This is a genomic window from Streptomyces sp. NPDC104226 (assembly GCF_055584085.1).
Genome location: NZ_JBVJMS010000012.1, coordinates 100,930 through 117,096 on the forward strand (window position 1 = coordinate 100,930; position 16,167 = coordinate 117,096).

Here is a 16,167-nt window from a genome sequence, read left to right on the forward strand (position 1 = left end):
CGGCTGCACCCCGTTCGCACGGGGGCAGCCGGACCGGCGCCTTTCTCGTCCCGCAGCCCCTTTCTCCACATTCACCATCTTCAGGAGCCCCCGATGTTCGAGGCGGTCGAGGAACTGATCGGCGAGCACGCCGATCTTGAGACGAAGCTCGCCGACCCTTCGGTCCACTCGGATCAGGCCAACGCGCGCAAGCTGAACAAGCGCTACGCGGAGCTGACCCCGATCGTCGCGACCTTCCGTGCCTGGAAGCAGTCCGCCGAGGACATCGAGACGGCGAAGGAGTTCGCGGCCGACGACCCGGACTTCGCGGCCGAGGTCAAGGAACTGACCGCACAGCGCGAAGAGCTCACCGAGAAGCTCCGCCTGCTGCTCGTTCCGCGCGACCCCAGCGACGACAAGGACGTGCTCCTGGAGGTCAAGGCGGGTGCGGGCGGCGACGAGTCGGCCCTGTTCGCCGGCGACCTGCTGCGCATGTACCTGCGCTACGCCGAGCGCGTGGGCTGGAAGACCGAGATCATCGACGCCACCGAGTCCGAGCTCGGCGGCTACAAGGACGTCCAGGTCTCCGTCCGCACCAAGGGCGGCAACGGCGCCACCGAGCCCGGCCAGGGCGTCTGGGCCCGCCTGAAGTACGAGGGCGGCGTGCACCGCGTGCAGCGCGTGCCGGCCACCGAGTCCCAGGGCCGCATCCACACCTCCGCCGCCGGCGTGCTCGTCACCCCGGAAGCCGAGGAGGTGGAGGTCGAGATCAACATGAACGACCTCCGCATCGACGTGTACCGCTCCTCGGGCCCCGGCGGCCAGTCCGTCAACACCACCGACTCGGCCGTGCGCATCACGCACATCCCGACCGGTGTGGTCGCCTCCTGCCAGAACGAGAAGAGCCAGCTCCAGAACAAGGAGCAGGCGATGCGCATCCTGCGCTCGCGCCTGCTGGCCGCCGCCCAGGAAGCCGCCGAGCAGGAGGCCTCCGACGTGCGCCGCAGCCAGGTGCGCTCCGTGGACCGCTCCGAGAAGATCCGTACGTACAACTACCCGGAGAACCGGATCTCGGACCACCGGACGGGCTTCAAGGCGTACAACTTGGACCAGGTGCTCGACGGAGACCTCGACCCGGTCATCCAGGCCTGCGTCGACACGGACTCCGCCGCCAAGCTCGCGTCCGCGCACTGAGTCCCCTCGCAGGACCCCCGCACCACCCCGCAGCACCCAGCACCACCCCCCGTACGACAGCAGCCCGGAGGACCAGCGTGAACTTGCTGCTTGCCGAGGTGGCCCAGGCCACCCAGCGGCTGGCCGCCGCCGGCGTGCCCTCACCGCGTTTCGACGCGGAAGAGCTCGCCGCCTTCGTGCACGGCGTCAAGCGGGGGGAACTCCACCACGTCAAGGACGCGGACTTCGACGCCCGCTACTGGGAGGCCGTCGCCCGCCGCGAGGCGCGCGAGCCGCTCCAGCACATCACCGGCCGCGCCTTCTTCCGCTACCTGGAGCTCCAGGTCGGGCCCGGGGTCTTCGTACCCCGGCCCGAGACCGAGTCGGTCGTGGACTGGGCCATACAGGCCGTCCGGGCGATGGACGTCGTCGAACCGCTGATCGTGGACCTCTGCACCGGCTCCGGCGCTATCGCGCTCGCCATGGCGCAGGAGGTCCCGCGCTCGCGCGTCCACGCCGTCGAGCTGTCCGAGGACGCCCTGCGGTGGACCCGCAAGAACGCCGAGGGCTCCCGGGTCACCGTCCACCAGGGCGACGCCCTCAGCGCCCTGCCCGAGCTGGACGGACAGGTCGACCTGGTCATCTCCAACCCGCCGTACATCCCGCTCACCGAGTGGGAGTACGTGGCGCCCGAGGCCCGCGACCACGACCCCGAGATGGCGCTGTTCTCCGGCGAGGACGGCCTGGACACCATCCGCGGCATCGAGCGCACCGCCCACCGGCTGCTGCGCCCCGGCGGCATCGTCGTCATCGAGCACGCCGACACCCAGGGCGGACAGGTCCCGTGGATCTTCGCCGAGGAGCGGGGCTGGGCCGACGCCGCCGACCACCCCGACCTGAACAACCGACCGCGCTTCGCGACCGCCCGCAAGGCCCTGCCGTGAGCGGCGCAGTCACCGCGCGCATTCCCGCCACCCCCCTGCCGCACGAGGAGGCCCGCTGATGGCCCGGCGATACGACTGCAACGACGCGACGGACCGCAAGACGGGCCTGCGCGAAGCGGCCTCCGCCGTACGCCGCGGCGAGCTCGTCGTGCTGCCCACCGACACCCTCTACGGGATCGGCGCGGACGCCTTCAGCGCTGAGGCCGTCGGCGACCTGCTCGCCGCCAAGGGCCGCGGCCGCAGCATGCCCACCCCCGTGCTCATCGGCTCCCCGAACACCCTGCACGGCCTGGTCACCGACTTCTCCGAGCAGGCCTGGGAGCTCGTCGACGCCTTCTGGCCGGGCGGTCTGACGCTCGTGGCCAAGCACCAGCCCTCGCTGGCCTGGGACCTGGGCGAGACCGGCGGCACCGTGGCCGTACGCATGCCCCTGCACCCCGTCGCGATCGAGCTGCTGACCGAGGTCGGCCCGATGGCGGTGTCCTCGGCGAACCTGACCGGCCACCCGGCACCCGAGGACTGCGACGCGGCGCGCGAGATGCTCGGCGACTCCGTGTCCGTGTACCTGGACGGCGGGCCGACCCCGAACACCCTGCCCTCGTCGATCGTCGACGTCACCGGGAAGGTTCCCGTCCTGCTGCGCGCGGGCGCACTGACCGCCGAGCAGCTGCGTGAGGTCGTGCCCGACCTCGAGGTGGCTCCGTGAGCCCTCAGGGGCGTGGCATAGCCGGGGACAGCACCTTCCGCATACTCCACGTCAGCACCGGCAACGTGTGCCGCTCGCCCATCACCGAGCGGCTGACGCGGCACGCGCTGTCCCACCGGCTCGGCGGCCCCGTCACCGGCGACCTGATCGTGGAGAGCGCGGGCACCTGGGGCCACGAGGGCGCACCCATGGAGGCCAACGCGGCCGCGGTGCTGGCCGACTTCGGGGCGGACGCCTCCGGATTCACCGGCCGGGAACTCCTCGACGAGCACGTCATACGCGCGGACCTGGTCCTGACCGCCACCCGCGACCACCGTGCCCAGGTGATCTCGATGGGGCACTCGGCGGGGCTGCGCACCTTCACCCTGAAGGAGTTCACCCGGCTGGTGCGGGCGATAGACCCCGCGACCCTGCCGCCGCTGGAGGACGGGATGGTGGAGCGGGCCCGGGCACTGGTCCGGGCCGCCGCCGCGCTCCGCGGGTGGCTCCTCGCACCGTCCCCGGACGCGGACGAGGTGTACGACCCGTACGGGGCGCCGATCACCTTCTTCCGGTCGATCGGCGACGAGATCAACCAGGCGCTGGACCCCGTGGTCACCGCCCTGACGGGCGTCACGGCTTCCCGCTGACGCGCGGGCGGGCCGGTCCCGCGCCGCAGGGCGGGATCCGCGGCGGCGGCCTACAGTGGCTGGTACCCGGTATGCGGTACCCCCCTGGAGTCGCGCCATGAGCGTCATCACCCAGCCCCTGGACCTGCTGCGGCAGCAGGACCCGCAGATGGCCGACGTCCTCGACGGGGAACGGCAGCGACAGGCGACCGGGCTGCAGCTGATCGCCGCCGAGAACTTCACCTCGGCCGCCGTGCTCACCGCACTGGGATCGCCGCTCGCCGGCAAGTACGCCGAGGGGTATCCCGGCGCCCGCCACCACGGCGGCTGCGAGTACGCCGACCTCGCCGAGCAGATCGCCGTCGAACGGGCCCGCGCCCTCTTCGGCGCCGAGCACGCGAACGTGCAGCCGCACTCCGGATCCGCCGCCGTGCTCGCCGCCTACGCCGCCCTGCTGCGGCCCGGCGACACCGTGCTGGCCATGGCCCTCACCTCCGGGGGCCACCTCACCCACGGGTCGCCAGCCAACTTCTCCGGGCGCTGGTTCGACTTCGTCGGATACGGAGTGGACTCCGAGACCGGGCTCATCGACTACGCCCAGGTGCAGCGGCTCGCGCACGAGCACCGGCCCAAGGCCATCGTGTGCGGTTCCATCTCCTATCCGCGGCACCCCGAGTACTCCGTGTTCCGGGAGATCGCCGACGAGGTCGGGGCCTTCCTGATCGCCGACGCCGCCCACCCCATCGGACTCGTGGCCGGCGGGGCCGCGCCCAGCCCCGTGCCCTATGCCGACGTCGTCGTGGCCACCACGCACAAGGTGCTCCGGGGTCCGCGCGGCGGCATGATCCTGTGCGGGGCCGAGTTCGCCGACCGGATCGACCGGGCGGTGTTCCCCTTCACCCAGGGCGGCCCGCAGATGCACAGCATCGCCGCCAAGGCCGTGGCCTTCGGCGAGGCCGCCGGGCCCGCCTTCACCTCGTACGCGCACCGGGTGGTCGCCAACGGCCGCGCCCTGGCCGACGCGCTCGCCGCCCGCGGGTTCGCGATCACGACCGGGGGGACCGACACCCACCTGATCACCGCCGACCCCGCACTGCTGGGCGTCGACGGCGCGGGTGCCCGGGGCAGGCTGGCCGCCGCCGGCATCGTGCTGGACACCTGCGCCCTCCCGTACGGCGACCGGCGCGGGATCCGCCTCGGCACCGCGGCGGTGACCACGCAGGGCATGGGGGAGGCCGAGATGGGCCGGATCGCCGAGCTGTTCACGGCCGCGCTGACCGGTGGAGAGCCCACGAAGATCCGTAGTGACGTCAACGAGCTGGTGGTCAGTTTTCCGCCGTATGGGGTTTAAGCGGGGCAACAGCGACGTACCGCAACCGGGATACCGCCCCTGCGCGTCTCCGACAGTGAGTACATCGCAGCTAGTGTGTGGGGCTGAGATGGCCGGCGATACATCTGGGGCAGCCCGTGCGTGAATATCTGCTGACGCTTTGCGTCACGGTCGCGGTGACTTATCTACTCACCGGGCCCGTGCGGAAGTTCGCGATCGCCGTGGGCGCGATGCCCGAGATCCGTGCGCGCGACGTGCACCGGGAGCCCACTCCGCGGCTCGGCGGCATCGCGATGTTCGGCGGACTGTGCGCCGGACTGCTCGTCGCGGACCACCTGAAGAACCTCAACGGGGTCTTCGAGCTGTCGAACGAGCCGCGGGCCCTGCTCTCCGGGGCGGCCCTGATCTGGCTGGTCGGCGTGCTCGACGACAAGTTCGAGCTCGACGCCCTGATCAAGCTCGGCGCCCAGATGATCTCCGCCGGCGTGATGTGCATGCAGGGCCTGACCATCCTGTGGATCCCGGTCCCCGGAGTCGGCTCGGTCTCGCTCACCCCCTGGCAGGGCAACCTGCTCACCGTGGCCCTCGTCGTGATCACCATCAACGCGGTGAACTTCGTGGACGGCCTCGACGGCCTGGCCGCCGGCATGGTCTGCATCGCGACCTGTGCGTTCTTCCTCTACGCCTACCGGATCTGGTTCGGCTACGGGATCGAGGCGGCCGCGCCCGCGACCCTCTTCGCCGCCATCCTGATGGGCATGTGCCTCGGCTTCCTGCCGCACAACATGCATCCCGCCCGCATCTTCATGGGCGACTCCGGCTCGATGCTCATCGGCCTGGTGCTGGCCGCCGCCGCCATCTCCGTCACCGGGCAGGTGGACCCGGACGCGATGGCGCTCTTCGTGGGTGGTGAGCGCAACGCGACCCACGCGATGCTGCCGGTCTTCATCCCGCTGATCCTGCCGCTCACGATCATCGCGATCCCGATGACGGACCTGATCCTGGCCATCGTGCGGCGCACCTGGAAGGGCCAGTCGCCCTTCGCGGCAGACCGCGGGCACCTCCACCACCGTCTGCTCGAACTCGGTCATTCGCACAGCCGGGCCGTGCTCATCATGTATTTCTGGTCAGGATTGATCGCCTTCGGCACCGTCGCGTATTCGGTGCATTCCGCCTCGATGTGGATCGTGCTGGTGATCTCCGGACTCAGCGCCGTGGGCCTGCTCCTGCTCCTGCTGCCCCGCTTCACCCCGCGTGCCCCGCGCTGGGCCGAGCGCCTGGTCCCGCCGCGCTACCGGCACGCGGAGCGGGCCGCCGAGGCGGCCCTCCAGGACGATTCCGCGGCGGAGCCGGAGCCGGCCCGGCCGATCGCGGCGGGTGTGGCCGGCGTCAACGGAGCGACCGCCATCGGCCCCCGTTCGCGCTTCCCCGACCGGCGTAAGGCCGGATCGTCACACTGACGCCCGGCGTGCATGTCCGACATGAACGCCCTTTACCAGACAAGCCACTTCGCTGTCGCGCACACACGCGCAGGGTCACTCTCATGTGTGACAGTCGGCACACCCTCCGAGTAAAGCTCTCATCAAATACTTTGTGATACCGTTCACTAAACCCGGCGACAGAGCCGAAGGACCGTAGTGCGACGGTCCATTGGCCCGAGGTCCCCTCTCGGACCGGGCTTACGCTCGTCCTGTACGAGTCCCTGTGCCCCCACCACCACGCGGAGCAAACCGCCATGCGGTCAGATGACGTCCGAACCCTGCTGCAATCCGCCGTACCCACTGCTGTCGCCGGCGCTCTCGCCGCCGTCATCAGTGGGATCGTCGCCGGTGGCAAGGGTGCCGTGGGCGCCGTCGTCGCGACGGTGGTGGTGATGCTGTTCATGGGCATCGGATTCCTCGTACTGCAGCGCACGGCGAAATCACTGCCGCACCTGTTCCAGGCCATGGGGCTGATGCTCTACACGGCCCAGATCCTGCTGCTCTTCGTCTTTCTCGCCGTGTTCAAGAACACGACGCTGTTCAACCCCAAGGCCTTCGCGATCACCCTCGTCGCCACCACCCTGGTGTGGATCGGTGCACAGGCGCGTGCTCACATGAAGGCCAAGATCCTCTACGTCGAACCTGACTCGACGAAGGCCGAAAAGCCCGGAAATTCGGGCCAGAAGCCGTGAGGGGTAGGGGCGGAATAAGTACGCGTTCGGGATGCTGCTATCGTCCGGTTTCAACTGTGGCAATGCTGGCGCGGGCATCTGACGCTGACGCCTGTTCCATCGCGAGGCTCGATGCCTGACCGCCGCCCCCACATCCGTTACACCAGTCCAGTGCCGAACAGCGGCTGTCCGCCGCGCCGACACAACGAGGTTGCCGTACCTATGCGCCACGCTGAAGGAGCCCGCGGTGAGTGCTGACCCGACGACGGTGCTCGCCTTCGAGACCGATTGCCACATCTTCGACGGTTGTGGTTTCCCGGCTCCCGGCCTGCACTCGTTCCTGTTCCAGCCGATCTTCGGGGACGGTGACACCAACTCGTACTTCAACAAGACGATGCTGCTGGCCCTCCTCGGCACGGTCGTCATCGTCGCCTTCTTCTGGGCCGCCTTCCGCAAGCCGAAGGTCGTCCCGGGCAAGCTGCAGATGGTCGCCGAGGCCGGCTACGACTTCGTGCGCCGCGGCATCGTCTACGAGACGCTCGGCAAGAAGGAGGGCGAGAAGTACGTCCCCTTCATGGTCTCGCTGTTCTTCTTCGTCTGGATCCTGAACCTCTGGTCGATCATTCCGGTCGCCCAGTTCCCGGTGACGGCGATCTTCTCGTACCCGGTCGCGCTCGCCGCCATCGTGTACGTGATCTGGATGAGCGTGACCTTCAAGCGTCACGGCTTCGTCGGCGGCTTCAAGAACCTGACCGGCTACGACAAGTCGCTCGGCCCGGTCCTCCCGCTGGTCATGGTCATCGAGTTCTTCTCGAACGTCCTGGTCCGCCCGTTCACGCACGCGGTCCGACTGTTCGCGAACATGTTCGCCGGTCACACCCTGCTGCTGCTGTTCACCATCGCCAGCTGGTACCTGCTGAACGGGATCGGCATCGCCTACGCGGGCGTCTCGTTCATCATGGTCATCGTGATGACCGCGTTCGAGCTGTTCATCCAGGCTGTCCAGGCGTACGTCTTCGTCCTCCTGGCCTGCAGCTTCCTGCAGGGCGCGCTCGCCGAGCACCACTGAGCCAGGCCCGCACCAAAACCCCCTGTCGTCCGGTGGCCAACCCCCACCGGTCCGTGAAAGAGAAGGAAGAACTGGCATGTCCCAGATCCTCGCTGCCACCGAAGGCGTCACCGGCTCCCTCAGCTCTGTCGGCTACGGCCTCGCGGCCATCGGCCCGGGCGTCGGCGTCGGCATCATCTTCGGTAACGGCACCCAGGCTCTCGCCCGTCAGCCCGAGGCTGCCGGTCTGATCCGCGCCAACCAGATCCTCGGCTTCGCGTTCTGTGAGGCGCTCGCCCTCATCGGTCTGGTCATGCCGTTCGTCTACTAAGACGAACCCAACGACTAGTCCGAATCGACGAAAGGCACTGATGTGAACCTCCTGGTTCTCGCGGCTGAGGGCGGGGAAAACCCCCTCATTCCGCCGATCCCCGAGCTCGTCATCGGTCTGATCGCCTTCGTCATCGTCTTCGGTTTCCTCGCGAAGAAGCTCCTCCCGAACATCAACAAGGTTCTGGACGAGCGCCGCGAGGCCATCGAAGGCGGTATCGAAAAGGCTGAGGCCGCTCAGACCGAGGCTCAGAGCGTGCTGGAGCAGTACAAGGCCCAGCTCGCCGAAGCCCGGCACGAGGCCGCTCGCCTGCGCCAGGACGCTCTGGAGCAGGGCACTGCGCTCAAGGAAGAACTGCGCGCAGAGGGCCAGCGGCAGCGTGAGGAGATCATCGCTGCCGGTCACGCCCAGATCGCGGCTGACCGCAAGGCCGCCTCTTCCGCCCTCCGTCAGGACGTCGGCAAGCTGGCGACCGACCTGGCCGGAAAGCTTGTCGGCGAGTCCCTCGAGGACCACGCCCGGCAGAGCCGCACGATCGACCGCTTCCTCAGCGAGCTTGAGGAGAAGGCCGAGGCCGCCCGATGAACGGAGCGAGCCGCGACGCGCTGGCCACCGCCCGCGAGCGTCTCGACGCGCTGACGGACAACACGTCCGTCGACGCGGCGAAGCTCGCCGGCGAGCTGGCGGACGTCACCGCGCTGCTCGACCGTGAGGTCTCGCTGCGTCGGGTCATCACGGACCCGGCGCAGTCCGGCGAGGCCAAGGCCGAGCTGGTCGGCCGCCTTCTCGGCGGCCAGGTGAGCGGGGAGACCCTCGACCTGGTGTCCGGCATGGTCCGGTCCCGCTGGTCGCAGTCCCGTGACCTGGTGGACTCGCTCGAGGTCCTGGCGGCCACCGCCGACCTCACCGCGGCCCAGCAGAGCGGTGGCCTCGACGACGTCGAGGACGAGCTGTTCCGGTTCGGCCGGATCGTCACCTCGAACACCGAGCTGCGCGCCGCACTGACCGACCGGTCGGCGACCTCCGCCGCCAAGAGCCAGCTGCTGCGCAGCCTGCTCGGCGGCAAGGCGAACGCCGTCACCGAGCGGCTGGTCACGCGTCTTGTCACGCACCCGCGTGGACGTAGCCTGGAAGCGGGCCTCGAGTCCCTTTCGAAGGTCGCCGCCGAGCGTCGTGGCCGCATGGTCGCCACCGTGACCACCGCGGTTCCGCTCAGCGATGTCCAGAAGCAGCGTCTCGGCGCGGTGCTGGCCAAGCTGTACGGCCGCCCGATGCACCTGAACCTCGACGTGGACCCCGCGGTCCTCGGCGGGATCTCGGTGCGGGTCGGCGACGAGGTCATCGACGGCACCATCGCGGACCGCATCGCCGAGGCGTCGCGCCGCATGGCCGGCTGACCAGCCACACCTTAGAAAAAAGCATTCCTAGCGGCCCGGTTGGGCCGTGCAGAACTTGCAGAAGATTCCTGGGGGTCGCCCCCAGACCCCTAAGAAGCTTCAGGCCCAACAAGGAGAGCAGGGAACCCAGATGGCGGAGCTCACGATCCGGCCGGAGGAGATCCGGGACGCACTGGAGAACTTTGTCCAGTCGTACCAGCCGGACGCGGCCTCGCGCGAGGAGGTCGGGACGGTCAGCGTTGCCGGCGACGGCATCGCGAAGGTGGAGGGCCTGCCCTCCGCCATGGCGAACGAGCTGCTGAAGTTCGAGGACGGAACCCTTGGTCTCGCCCTGAACCTCGACGAGCGCGAGATCGGCGCCGTCGTCCTCGGCGAGTTCAGCGGTATCGAGGAGGGCCAGCCGGTGCAGCGCACCGGTGAGGTGCTCTCCGTCGGCGTCGGCGAGGGTTACCTCGGCCGCGTCGTCGACCCGCTCGGCAACCCGATCGACGGCCTCGGCGAGATTGCGACCGAGGGCCGCCGCGCCCTCGAGCTGCAGGCGCCCGGCGTCATGGTCCGCAAGTCGGTCCACGAGCCGATGCAGACCGGCTACAAGGCGATCGACGCGATGGTGCCGGTCGGCCGTGGTCAGCGTCAGCTGATCATCGGTGACCGTCAGACCGGCAAGACCGCTCTGGCCGTCGACACGATCATCAACCAGCGCGACAACTGGCGCTCGGGCGACGTGAACAAGCAGGTCCGCTGCATCTACGTCGCCATCGGCCAGAAGGGCTCGACCATCGCGTCGGTCCGCGGTGCGCTGGAAGACGCGGGCGCGCTGGAGTACACGACCATCGTCGCCGCCCCGGCGTCCGACCCGGCCGGCTTCAAGTACCTGGCGCCGTACACCGGCTCGGCCATCGGCCAGCACTGGATGTACGCCGGCAAGCACGTCCTGATCATCTTCGACGACCTGTCGAAGCAGGCCGACGCCTACCGCGCCGTGTCGCTGCTGCTGCGCCGTCCGCCGGGCCGCGAGGCCTACCCGGGCGACGTCTTCTACCTGCACTCCCGTCTGCTGGAGCGTTGCGCCAAGCTCTCCGACGACATGGGTGCCGGTTCGATGACCGGTCTGCCGATCGTCGAGACCAAGGCGAACGACGTGTCGGCGTTCATCCCGACCAACGTCATCTCCATCACCGACGGCCAGTGCTTCCTGGAGTCCGACCTGTTCAACGCGGGCCAGCGCCCGGCGCTGAACGTCGGTATCTCGGTCTCCCGCGTCGGTGGCTCGGCCCAGCACAAGGCCATGAAGCAGGTTTCCGGCCGTCTGCGCCTGGACCTCGCCCAGTACCGCGAGCTGGAGGCGTTCGCCGCCTTCGGTTCCGACCTGGACGCCGCTTCGAAGGCCTCGCTGGAGCGCGGCAAGCGCCTGGTCGAGCTGCTGAAGCAGGGCCAGTACCAGCCGATGCCCGTCGAGGAGCAGGTCGTCTCCGTCTGGGCCGGCACCACCGGCAAGATGGACGACGTCCCGGTCAACGACATCCGTCGCTTCGAGTCGGAGCTGCTGGACCACCTGCGCCTCGAGCGCAAGGAGCTCCTCACCTCCATCGCTGACGGCGGCAAGATGTCGGACGACACGCTGACGTCCATCGCCGACGCCATCGCCAGCTTCAAGCGCCAGTTCGAGACCTCGGACGGCAAGCTCCTGGGCGAGGACGTACCGGCCGTCAACGTCTCCAAGTGACGACGGAAGGGACCTGACTCATGGGAGCGCAGCTCCGGGTCTACAAGCGTCGCATCCGTGCCATCACGGCGACCAAGAAGATCACCAAGGCGATGGAGATGATCGCCGCCTCGCGCATCGTCAAGGCGCAGCGCAAGGTGGCGGCGTCGATGCCGTACGCGACCGAGCTCACCCGTGCGGTGACCGCGGTGGCGACCGGTTCGAACACCAAGCACGCCCTGACCACGGAGGTCGAGGCGCCGGTGCGCGCCGCGATCGTGCTCGTCACGAGCGACCGCGGTCTGGCCGGCGGCTACTCCTCGAACGCCATCAAGCAGGCGGAGCGGCTCACCGAGCGGCTGCGCGGCGAGGGCAAGGAGGTCGACACCTACATCGTCGGCCGCAAGGGTGTCGCCTACTACGGGTTCCGTGAGCGCAAGGTCACGGACTCGTGGACGGGCTTCACCGACAGCCCGGCCTACGCCGACGCCAAGCGCGTCGCGGCGCCGCTGATCGAGGCCATCCAGACGGCTACGGCCGAGGGCGGCGTCGACGAGCTGCACATCGTCTACACGGAATTCGTGTCGATGATGACGCAGAACGCGGTGGACGGCCGGATGCTGCCGCTCAGCCTCGACAAGGTCGAAGAAGAGGACGGTGCGAAGGGCGAGATCCTTCCGCTGTTCGACTTCGAGCCGTCGGCGGAGGACGTCCTCGACGCCCTTCTGCCGCGCTACGTCGAGAGCCGCATCTACAACGCACTGCTGCAGTCGGCCGCTTCCGAGCACGCCGCCCGCCGCCGCGCGATGAAGTCGGCTACCGACAACGCCGGGGATCTCATCAAGAGCCTCTCCCGGCTTGCCAACGCGGCCCGCCAGGCCGAAATCACCCAGGAAATCAGCGAGATCGTCGGTGGCGCCAGCGCCATGGCAGACGCGACCGCGGGGAGTGACAAGTAATGACGACCACTGTTGAGACGGCCGCCGCCACGGGCCGCGTCGCCCGGGTCATCGGCCCGGTCGTCGACGTGGAGTTCCCCGTCGACGCCATGCCCGACATCTACAACGCGCTGAAGGTCCAGGTCGCCGACCCGGCCGAGGACGGCGCGCTGAAGACCCTGACCCTCGAGGTCGCGCAGCACCTGGGTGACGGCCTCGTCCGCACCATCTCGATGCAGCCGACCGACGGTCTGGTCCGCCAGGCCCCGGTGACCGACACGGGCGAGGGCATCACCGTCCCCGTCGGTGACTTCACCAAGGGCAAGGTCTTCAACACCCTGGGTGAGGTGCTGAACTACCCGGAGGAGAACGCCAACGTCACCGAGCGCTGGCCGATCCACCGCAAGGCGCCCCGCTTCGACGAGCTCGAGTCGAAGACCGAGATGTTCGAGACCGGCGTCAAGGTCATCGACCTTCTCACCCCGTACGTCAAGGGTGGAAAGATCGGTCTGTTCGGTGGTGCCGGTGTCGGCAAGACCGTTCTGATCCAGGAAATGATCTACCGCGTCGCCAACAACCACGACGGTGTGTCGGTCTTCGCGGGCGTCGGTGAGCGTACCCGTGAGGGCAACGACCTCATCGAGGAAATGGCCGACTCGGGCGTCATCGACAAGACGGCGCTTGTCTTCGGCCAGATGGACGAGCCCCCGGGCACCCGTCTGCGCGTCGCCCTGGCCGGTCTGACCATGGCGGAGTACTTCCGCGATGTGCAGAAGCAGGACGTGCTCTTCTTCATCGACAACATCTTCCGTTACACCCAGGCCGGTTCGGAGGTGTCGACCCTTCTGGGCCGCATGCCGTCCGCCGTGGGTTACCAGCCGAACCTGGCTGACGAGATGGGTCTGCTGCAGGAGCGCATCACCTCGACCCGCGGTCACTCGATCACCTCGATGCAGGCGATCTACGTCCCCGCGGACGACCTGACCGACCCGGCGCCGGCCACCACCTTCGCCCACCTCGACGCGACGACGGTTCTTTCCCGTCCGATCTCCGAGAAGGGCATTTACCCGGCCGTGGACCCGCTGGACTCGACGTCCCGCATCCTCGACCCGCGGTACATCGCGGCGGACCACTACGCCACGGCGATGCGCGTCAAGGGGATCCTGCAGAAGTACAAGGACCTCCAGGACATCATCGCGATCCTCGGTATCGACGAGCTGGGCGAGGAGGACAAGCTCGTTGTCCACCGTGCCCGTCGTGTCGAGCGCTTCCTGTCGCAGAACACGCACGTCGCCAAGCAGTTCACCGGCGTCGACGGTTCGGACGTCCCGCTCGACGAGTCGATCACGGCCTTCAACGCGATCTGCGACGGAGACTACGACCACTTCCCCGAGCAGGCGTTCTTCCTGTGCGGTGGCATCGAGGACCTGAAGGCGAACGCCAAGGAGCTGGGCGTCTCCTGAAGCCGCGCTCATCCGTGAGCACAGCTGAATGACGGAGAGGGGCGGGTGTGTCCCGTCCCTCTCCTCACGCCCATTAGAATTTGACCCAACACCCGGCCATCCCGCCGGGTGGTGACCCGAGGAGCCACCATGGCTGCTGAGCTGCACGTCGAGCTGGTCGCGGCGGACCGTAACGTCTGGTCCGGCGAGGCCACCCTGGTTGTCGCCCGCACCACGTCCGGCGACATCGGCGTCATGCCCGGTCACCAGCCGCTTCTCGGTGTGCTGGAATCGGGCCCGGTGACCATCCGCACCACGGACGGCAACACTGTTGTCGCCGCGGTGCACGGCGGATTCATCTCGTTCGCGGACAACAAGTTGTCGCTGCTGGCCGAGATCGCCGAGCTTGCCGACGAGATCGACGTCGAGCGGGCGGAGCGGGCACTGGAGCGCGCGAAGGCGGAGACCGATTCGGTTTCCGAGCGTCGCGCCGATGTCCGGCTGCGCGCGGTTTCGGGGCGCTGAGCCCCGGTACTGGTAAGAGTTTCAAACCTCAGCCGCGGCCTGTTCCGGAATTTTCCGGACCGGGTCGCGGCTGAGGCGATGCGGGTGCGTTTTTGGATGTGCGTCATTCGATGAGCGAGGAGGTCGGTGAAAGATGCTCCTCGCTCTGCTTGTGAGCGGCCTGGTCGTCGTAGCCCTGGTGGTGATCGGGCTGTTTGTGTTCGGGCTGCGCCGCAGGCTGATCCAGCGCTCCGGCGGCACCTTCGACTGCAGCATGCGCTGGGGGGTGTCCGAGGAACCGGACGTCTCCGGCAAGGGCTGGGTGTACGGGGTCGCGCGCTACAGCGGTGACCGCATCGACTGGTTCCGTGTCTTCAGCTACTCCCCGCGGCCGCGCCGGCTGCTGGAGCGGGGCTCCATCGAGGTCATCGCCCGCCGTGCGCCCGAGGGCGAGGAGGAGCTGGCCCTGCTCTCCGACGCCGTCGTACTCGCCTGCGTGCACCGCGGCACCCGCCTGGAGCTGGCGATGAGCGAGGACGCGCTGACCGGTTTCCTGGCCTGGCTGGAGGCGGCGCCTCCCGGCCAGCGGGTGAACGTCGCCTGAGGGCGCGAAAACGGAGAAGCCGGGAAGAGGGGGGCGGACCCCTCTTCCCGGCTTCGGTCTTTTACTGGAGTCCGTTGTGGACCGCGGTGGCCAGTTCGCCGTTCGCGGTGTCACCGCTGAACTCCCAGTAGAAGGCTCCCCTGAGCCCCTGCTGCTTCGTCCAGGCCATCTTCGAGGCGATGGTGGCCGGGGTGTCGTAGCTCCACCAGTTGCTGCCGCACTTGGCGTACGCCGTGCCGGCGACGGTGCCGGTGGCCGGGCAGGTGTTCTTGAGGACCTTGTAGTCCTCGATGCCCTGCTCGTAGGTGCCCGGGGCCGGTCCGGTGGCGGTGCCGCCGGGCTCGGCCTGGGTGACACCGGTCCAGCCGCGGCCGTAGAAGCCGATGCCGAGGTTGAGCTTGGAGCCGGTGATGCCCTTGCCCTTGAGCTTGGTGATGGCGGCCTCGGAGTTGAAGCCGGCGATCGGGATGCCGGTGTACGAGGTGAGCGGGGAGTGCGGGGCGGTCGGGCCCTTGGCGTCCCACGCGCCGAAGAAGTCGTAGGTCATGACGTTGTAGAAGTCGATGTACTGGGCGGCGCCGGCGTAGTCGGCGACGTCGAGCTTGCCGCCGTTGGATCCGTCGGCGGAGATGGCGGCGGTGACCAGGTTGTTGGCGCCGAACTTGGCGCGCATGGCCTGCATCATGTTCTTGAAGGAGGCGGCGCCGCTGGTGTCGCAGGACAGCCCGCAGGCGTTCGGGTACTCCCAGTCGAGGTCGATGCCGTCGAAGACGTCGGCCCAGCGCGGGTCCTCGATCAGGTCGTAGCAGGACTGCGCGAAGGCGGCCGGGTTCGCCGCGGCCTGGCCGAAGCCGCCGGACCAGGTCCAGCCGCCGAAGGACCACAGCACCTTGATGTTCGGGTACTGGGCCTTGAGCTTGCGCAGCTGGTTGAAGTTGCCGCGCAGCGGCTGGTCCCAGGTGTCGGCCTTGCCGTCGACGCTCTGGTCGGCGGTGTAGGCCTTGTCGTAGTCGGCGTAGGCGTCACCGATGGTGCACTTGCCGCCCTGGACGTTGCCGAAGGCGTAGTTGATGTGCGTGATCTTCGCGGCGGTGCCGGAGGTCACCAGGTTCTTCACGTGGTAGTTGCGCCCGTAGACGCCCCAGTTGGTGAAGTAGCCCAGCTTGACCGGGCCGCCCGGGGGCGGGTCGATCGGTCCGCCCGGGGTGGTCACCGCCAGGGTGCCGGAGGAGGGGCCGGTCTGGTCGATGGTGTCGCGTGCGGTCACGCTGTAGGTGTAGCTGGTGCCCTTGGTCAGGCCCGTGTC

17 protein-coding genes are annotated in these 16,167 nt (G+C 68.7%); 16 read left to right on the top strand and 1 reads right to left on the bottom strand.

The window, feature by feature from the left end:
- Positions 1-93: 93 nt before the first annotated feature.
- The 16 genes from prfA (at position 94) to ACZ60J_RS32640 (ending at position 14,861) form a co-directional block, all read left to right on the top strand.
- Positions 94-1,173, top strand: coding sequence for a peptide chain release factor 1 (prfA, locus tag ACZ60J_RS32565; protein ID WP_469687432.1), 1,080 nt, complete (start codon positions 94-96; stop codon positions 1,171-1,173).
- 77 nt (positions 1,174-1,250) lie between these two features.
- The gene (gene prmC / locus ACZ60J_RS32570) at positions 1,251-2,096 is read left to right on the top strand and encodes a peptide chain release factor N(5)-glutamine methyltransferase (protein WP_254384242.1); all 846 of its coding nucleotides are present in this window, start codon (positions 1,251-1,253) and stop codon (positions 2,094-2,096) included.
- A gap of 58 nt (positions 2,097-2,154) precedes the next feature.
- On the top strand, positions 2,155-2,802 hold the full coding sequence (locus ACZ60J_RS32575) for an L-threonylcarbamoyladenylate synthase (protein ID WP_469687434.1): 648 nt from the start codon (positions 2,155-2,157) through the stop codon (positions 2,800-2,802).
- Positions 2,799-3,431 carry an arsenate reductase/protein-tyrosine-phosphatase family protein gene (locus ACZ60J_RS32580; protein ID WP_388506936.1) on the top strand — a complete coding sequence of 211 codons (633 nt, stop codon included), beginning with the start codon at positions 2,799-2,801 and terminating at the stop codon, positions 3,429-3,431. The genes ACZ60J_RS32575 and ACZ60J_RS32580 overlap by 4 nt, the downstream gene beginning before the upstream one ends.
- Before the next feature lie 97 nt (positions 3,432-3,528).
- Positions 3,529-4,761 (top strand): serine hydroxymethyltransferase, encoded by a 1,233-nt coding sequence (locus ACZ60J_RS32585; RefSeq protein WP_469687436.1) that lies wholly within the window; start codon positions 3,529-3,531, stop codon positions 4,759-4,761.
- Positions 4,762-4,865: 104 nt separating this feature from the next.
- Positions 4,866-6,200: an MraY family glycosyltransferase gene (locus ACZ60J_RS32590; protein ID WP_469687665.1), complete on the top strand. Its 1,335-nt coding sequence runs from the start codon at positions 4,866-4,868 to the stop codon at positions 6,198-6,200.
- Positions 6,201-6,475: 275 nt separating this feature from the next.
- Positions 6,476-6,913, top strand: a complete 438-nt coding sequence (locus ACZ60J_RS32595) for a hypothetical protein (protein WP_469687438.1) — start codon at positions 6,476-6,478, stop codon at positions 6,911-6,913.
- A gap of 211 nt (positions 6,914-7,124) precedes the next feature.
- Entirely contained in the window at positions 7,125-7,961 is an 837-nt protein-coding gene (gene atpB / locus ACZ60J_RS32600; protein ID WP_469687667.1) for a F0F1 ATP synthase subunit A, read from the top strand.
- Positions 7,962-8,037: 76 nt separating this feature from the next.
- Entirely contained in the window at positions 8,038-8,271 is a 234-nt protein-coding gene (atpE, locus tag ACZ60J_RS32605; protein WP_073773063.1) for an ATP synthase F0 subunit C, read from the top strand.
- A gap of 42 nt (positions 8,272-8,313) precedes the next feature.
- Positions 8,314-8,856 (top strand): F0F1 ATP synthase subunit B, encoded by a 543-nt coding sequence (locus ACZ60J_RS32610; protein WP_254384247.1) that lies wholly within the window; start codon positions 8,314-8,316, stop codon positions 8,854-8,856.
- Positions 8,853-9,668 (top strand): F0F1 ATP synthase subunit delta, encoded by an 816-nt coding sequence (locus tag ACZ60J_RS32615; RefSeq protein WP_469687440.1) that lies wholly within the window; start codon positions 8,853-8,855, stop codon positions 9,666-9,668. Before ACZ60J_RS32610 ends, ACZ60J_RS32615 begins: the two co-directional genes overlap by 4 nt.
- A gap of 130 nt (positions 9,669-9,798) precedes the next feature.
- Complete coding sequence (gene atpA / locus ACZ60J_RS32620; protein WP_469687441.1) at positions 9,799-11,394, top strand: F0F1 ATP synthase subunit alpha; 1,596 nt, start codon at positions 9,799-9,801, stop codon at positions 11,392-11,394.
- A 20-nt stretch (positions 11,395-11,414) separates the two neighbouring features.
- Positions 11,415-12,332 (top strand): F0F1 ATP synthase subunit gamma, encoded by a 918-nt coding sequence (locus ACZ60J_RS32625; protein WP_469687443.1) that lies wholly within the window; start codon positions 11,415-11,417, stop codon positions 12,330-12,332.
- Positions 12,332-13,774 (top strand): F0F1 ATP synthase subunit beta, encoded by a 1,443-nt coding sequence (gene atpD, locus ACZ60J_RS32630; protein WP_376112411.1) that lies wholly within the window; start codon positions 12,332-12,334, stop codon positions 13,772-13,774. The genes ACZ60J_RS32625 and atpD overlap by 1 nt, the downstream gene beginning before the upstream one ends.
- A 129-nt stretch (positions 13,775-13,903) precedes the next feature.
- Positions 13,904-14,278, top strand: coding sequence for a F0F1 ATP synthase subunit epsilon (locus ACZ60J_RS32635; protein ID WP_469687445.1), 375 nt, complete (start codon positions 13,904-13,906; stop codon positions 14,276-14,278).
- Between the two features lie 133 nt (positions 14,279-14,411).
- Positions 14,412-14,861, top strand: coding sequence for a DUF2550 domain-containing protein (locus ACZ60J_RS32640; RefSeq protein WP_469687447.1), 450 nt, complete (start codon positions 14,412-14,414; stop codon positions 14,859-14,861).
- A gap of 61 nt (positions 14,862-14,922) precedes the next feature.
- On the opposite strand, the gene ACZ60J_RS32645 is transcribed toward ACZ60J_RS32640, so the two are convergent.
- Positions 14,923-16,167 (bottom strand): glycoside hydrolase family 18 protein (locus ACZ60J_RS32645; RefSeq protein WP_469687449.1); only part of this gene is annotated, 1,245 nt, incomplete at its 5' end.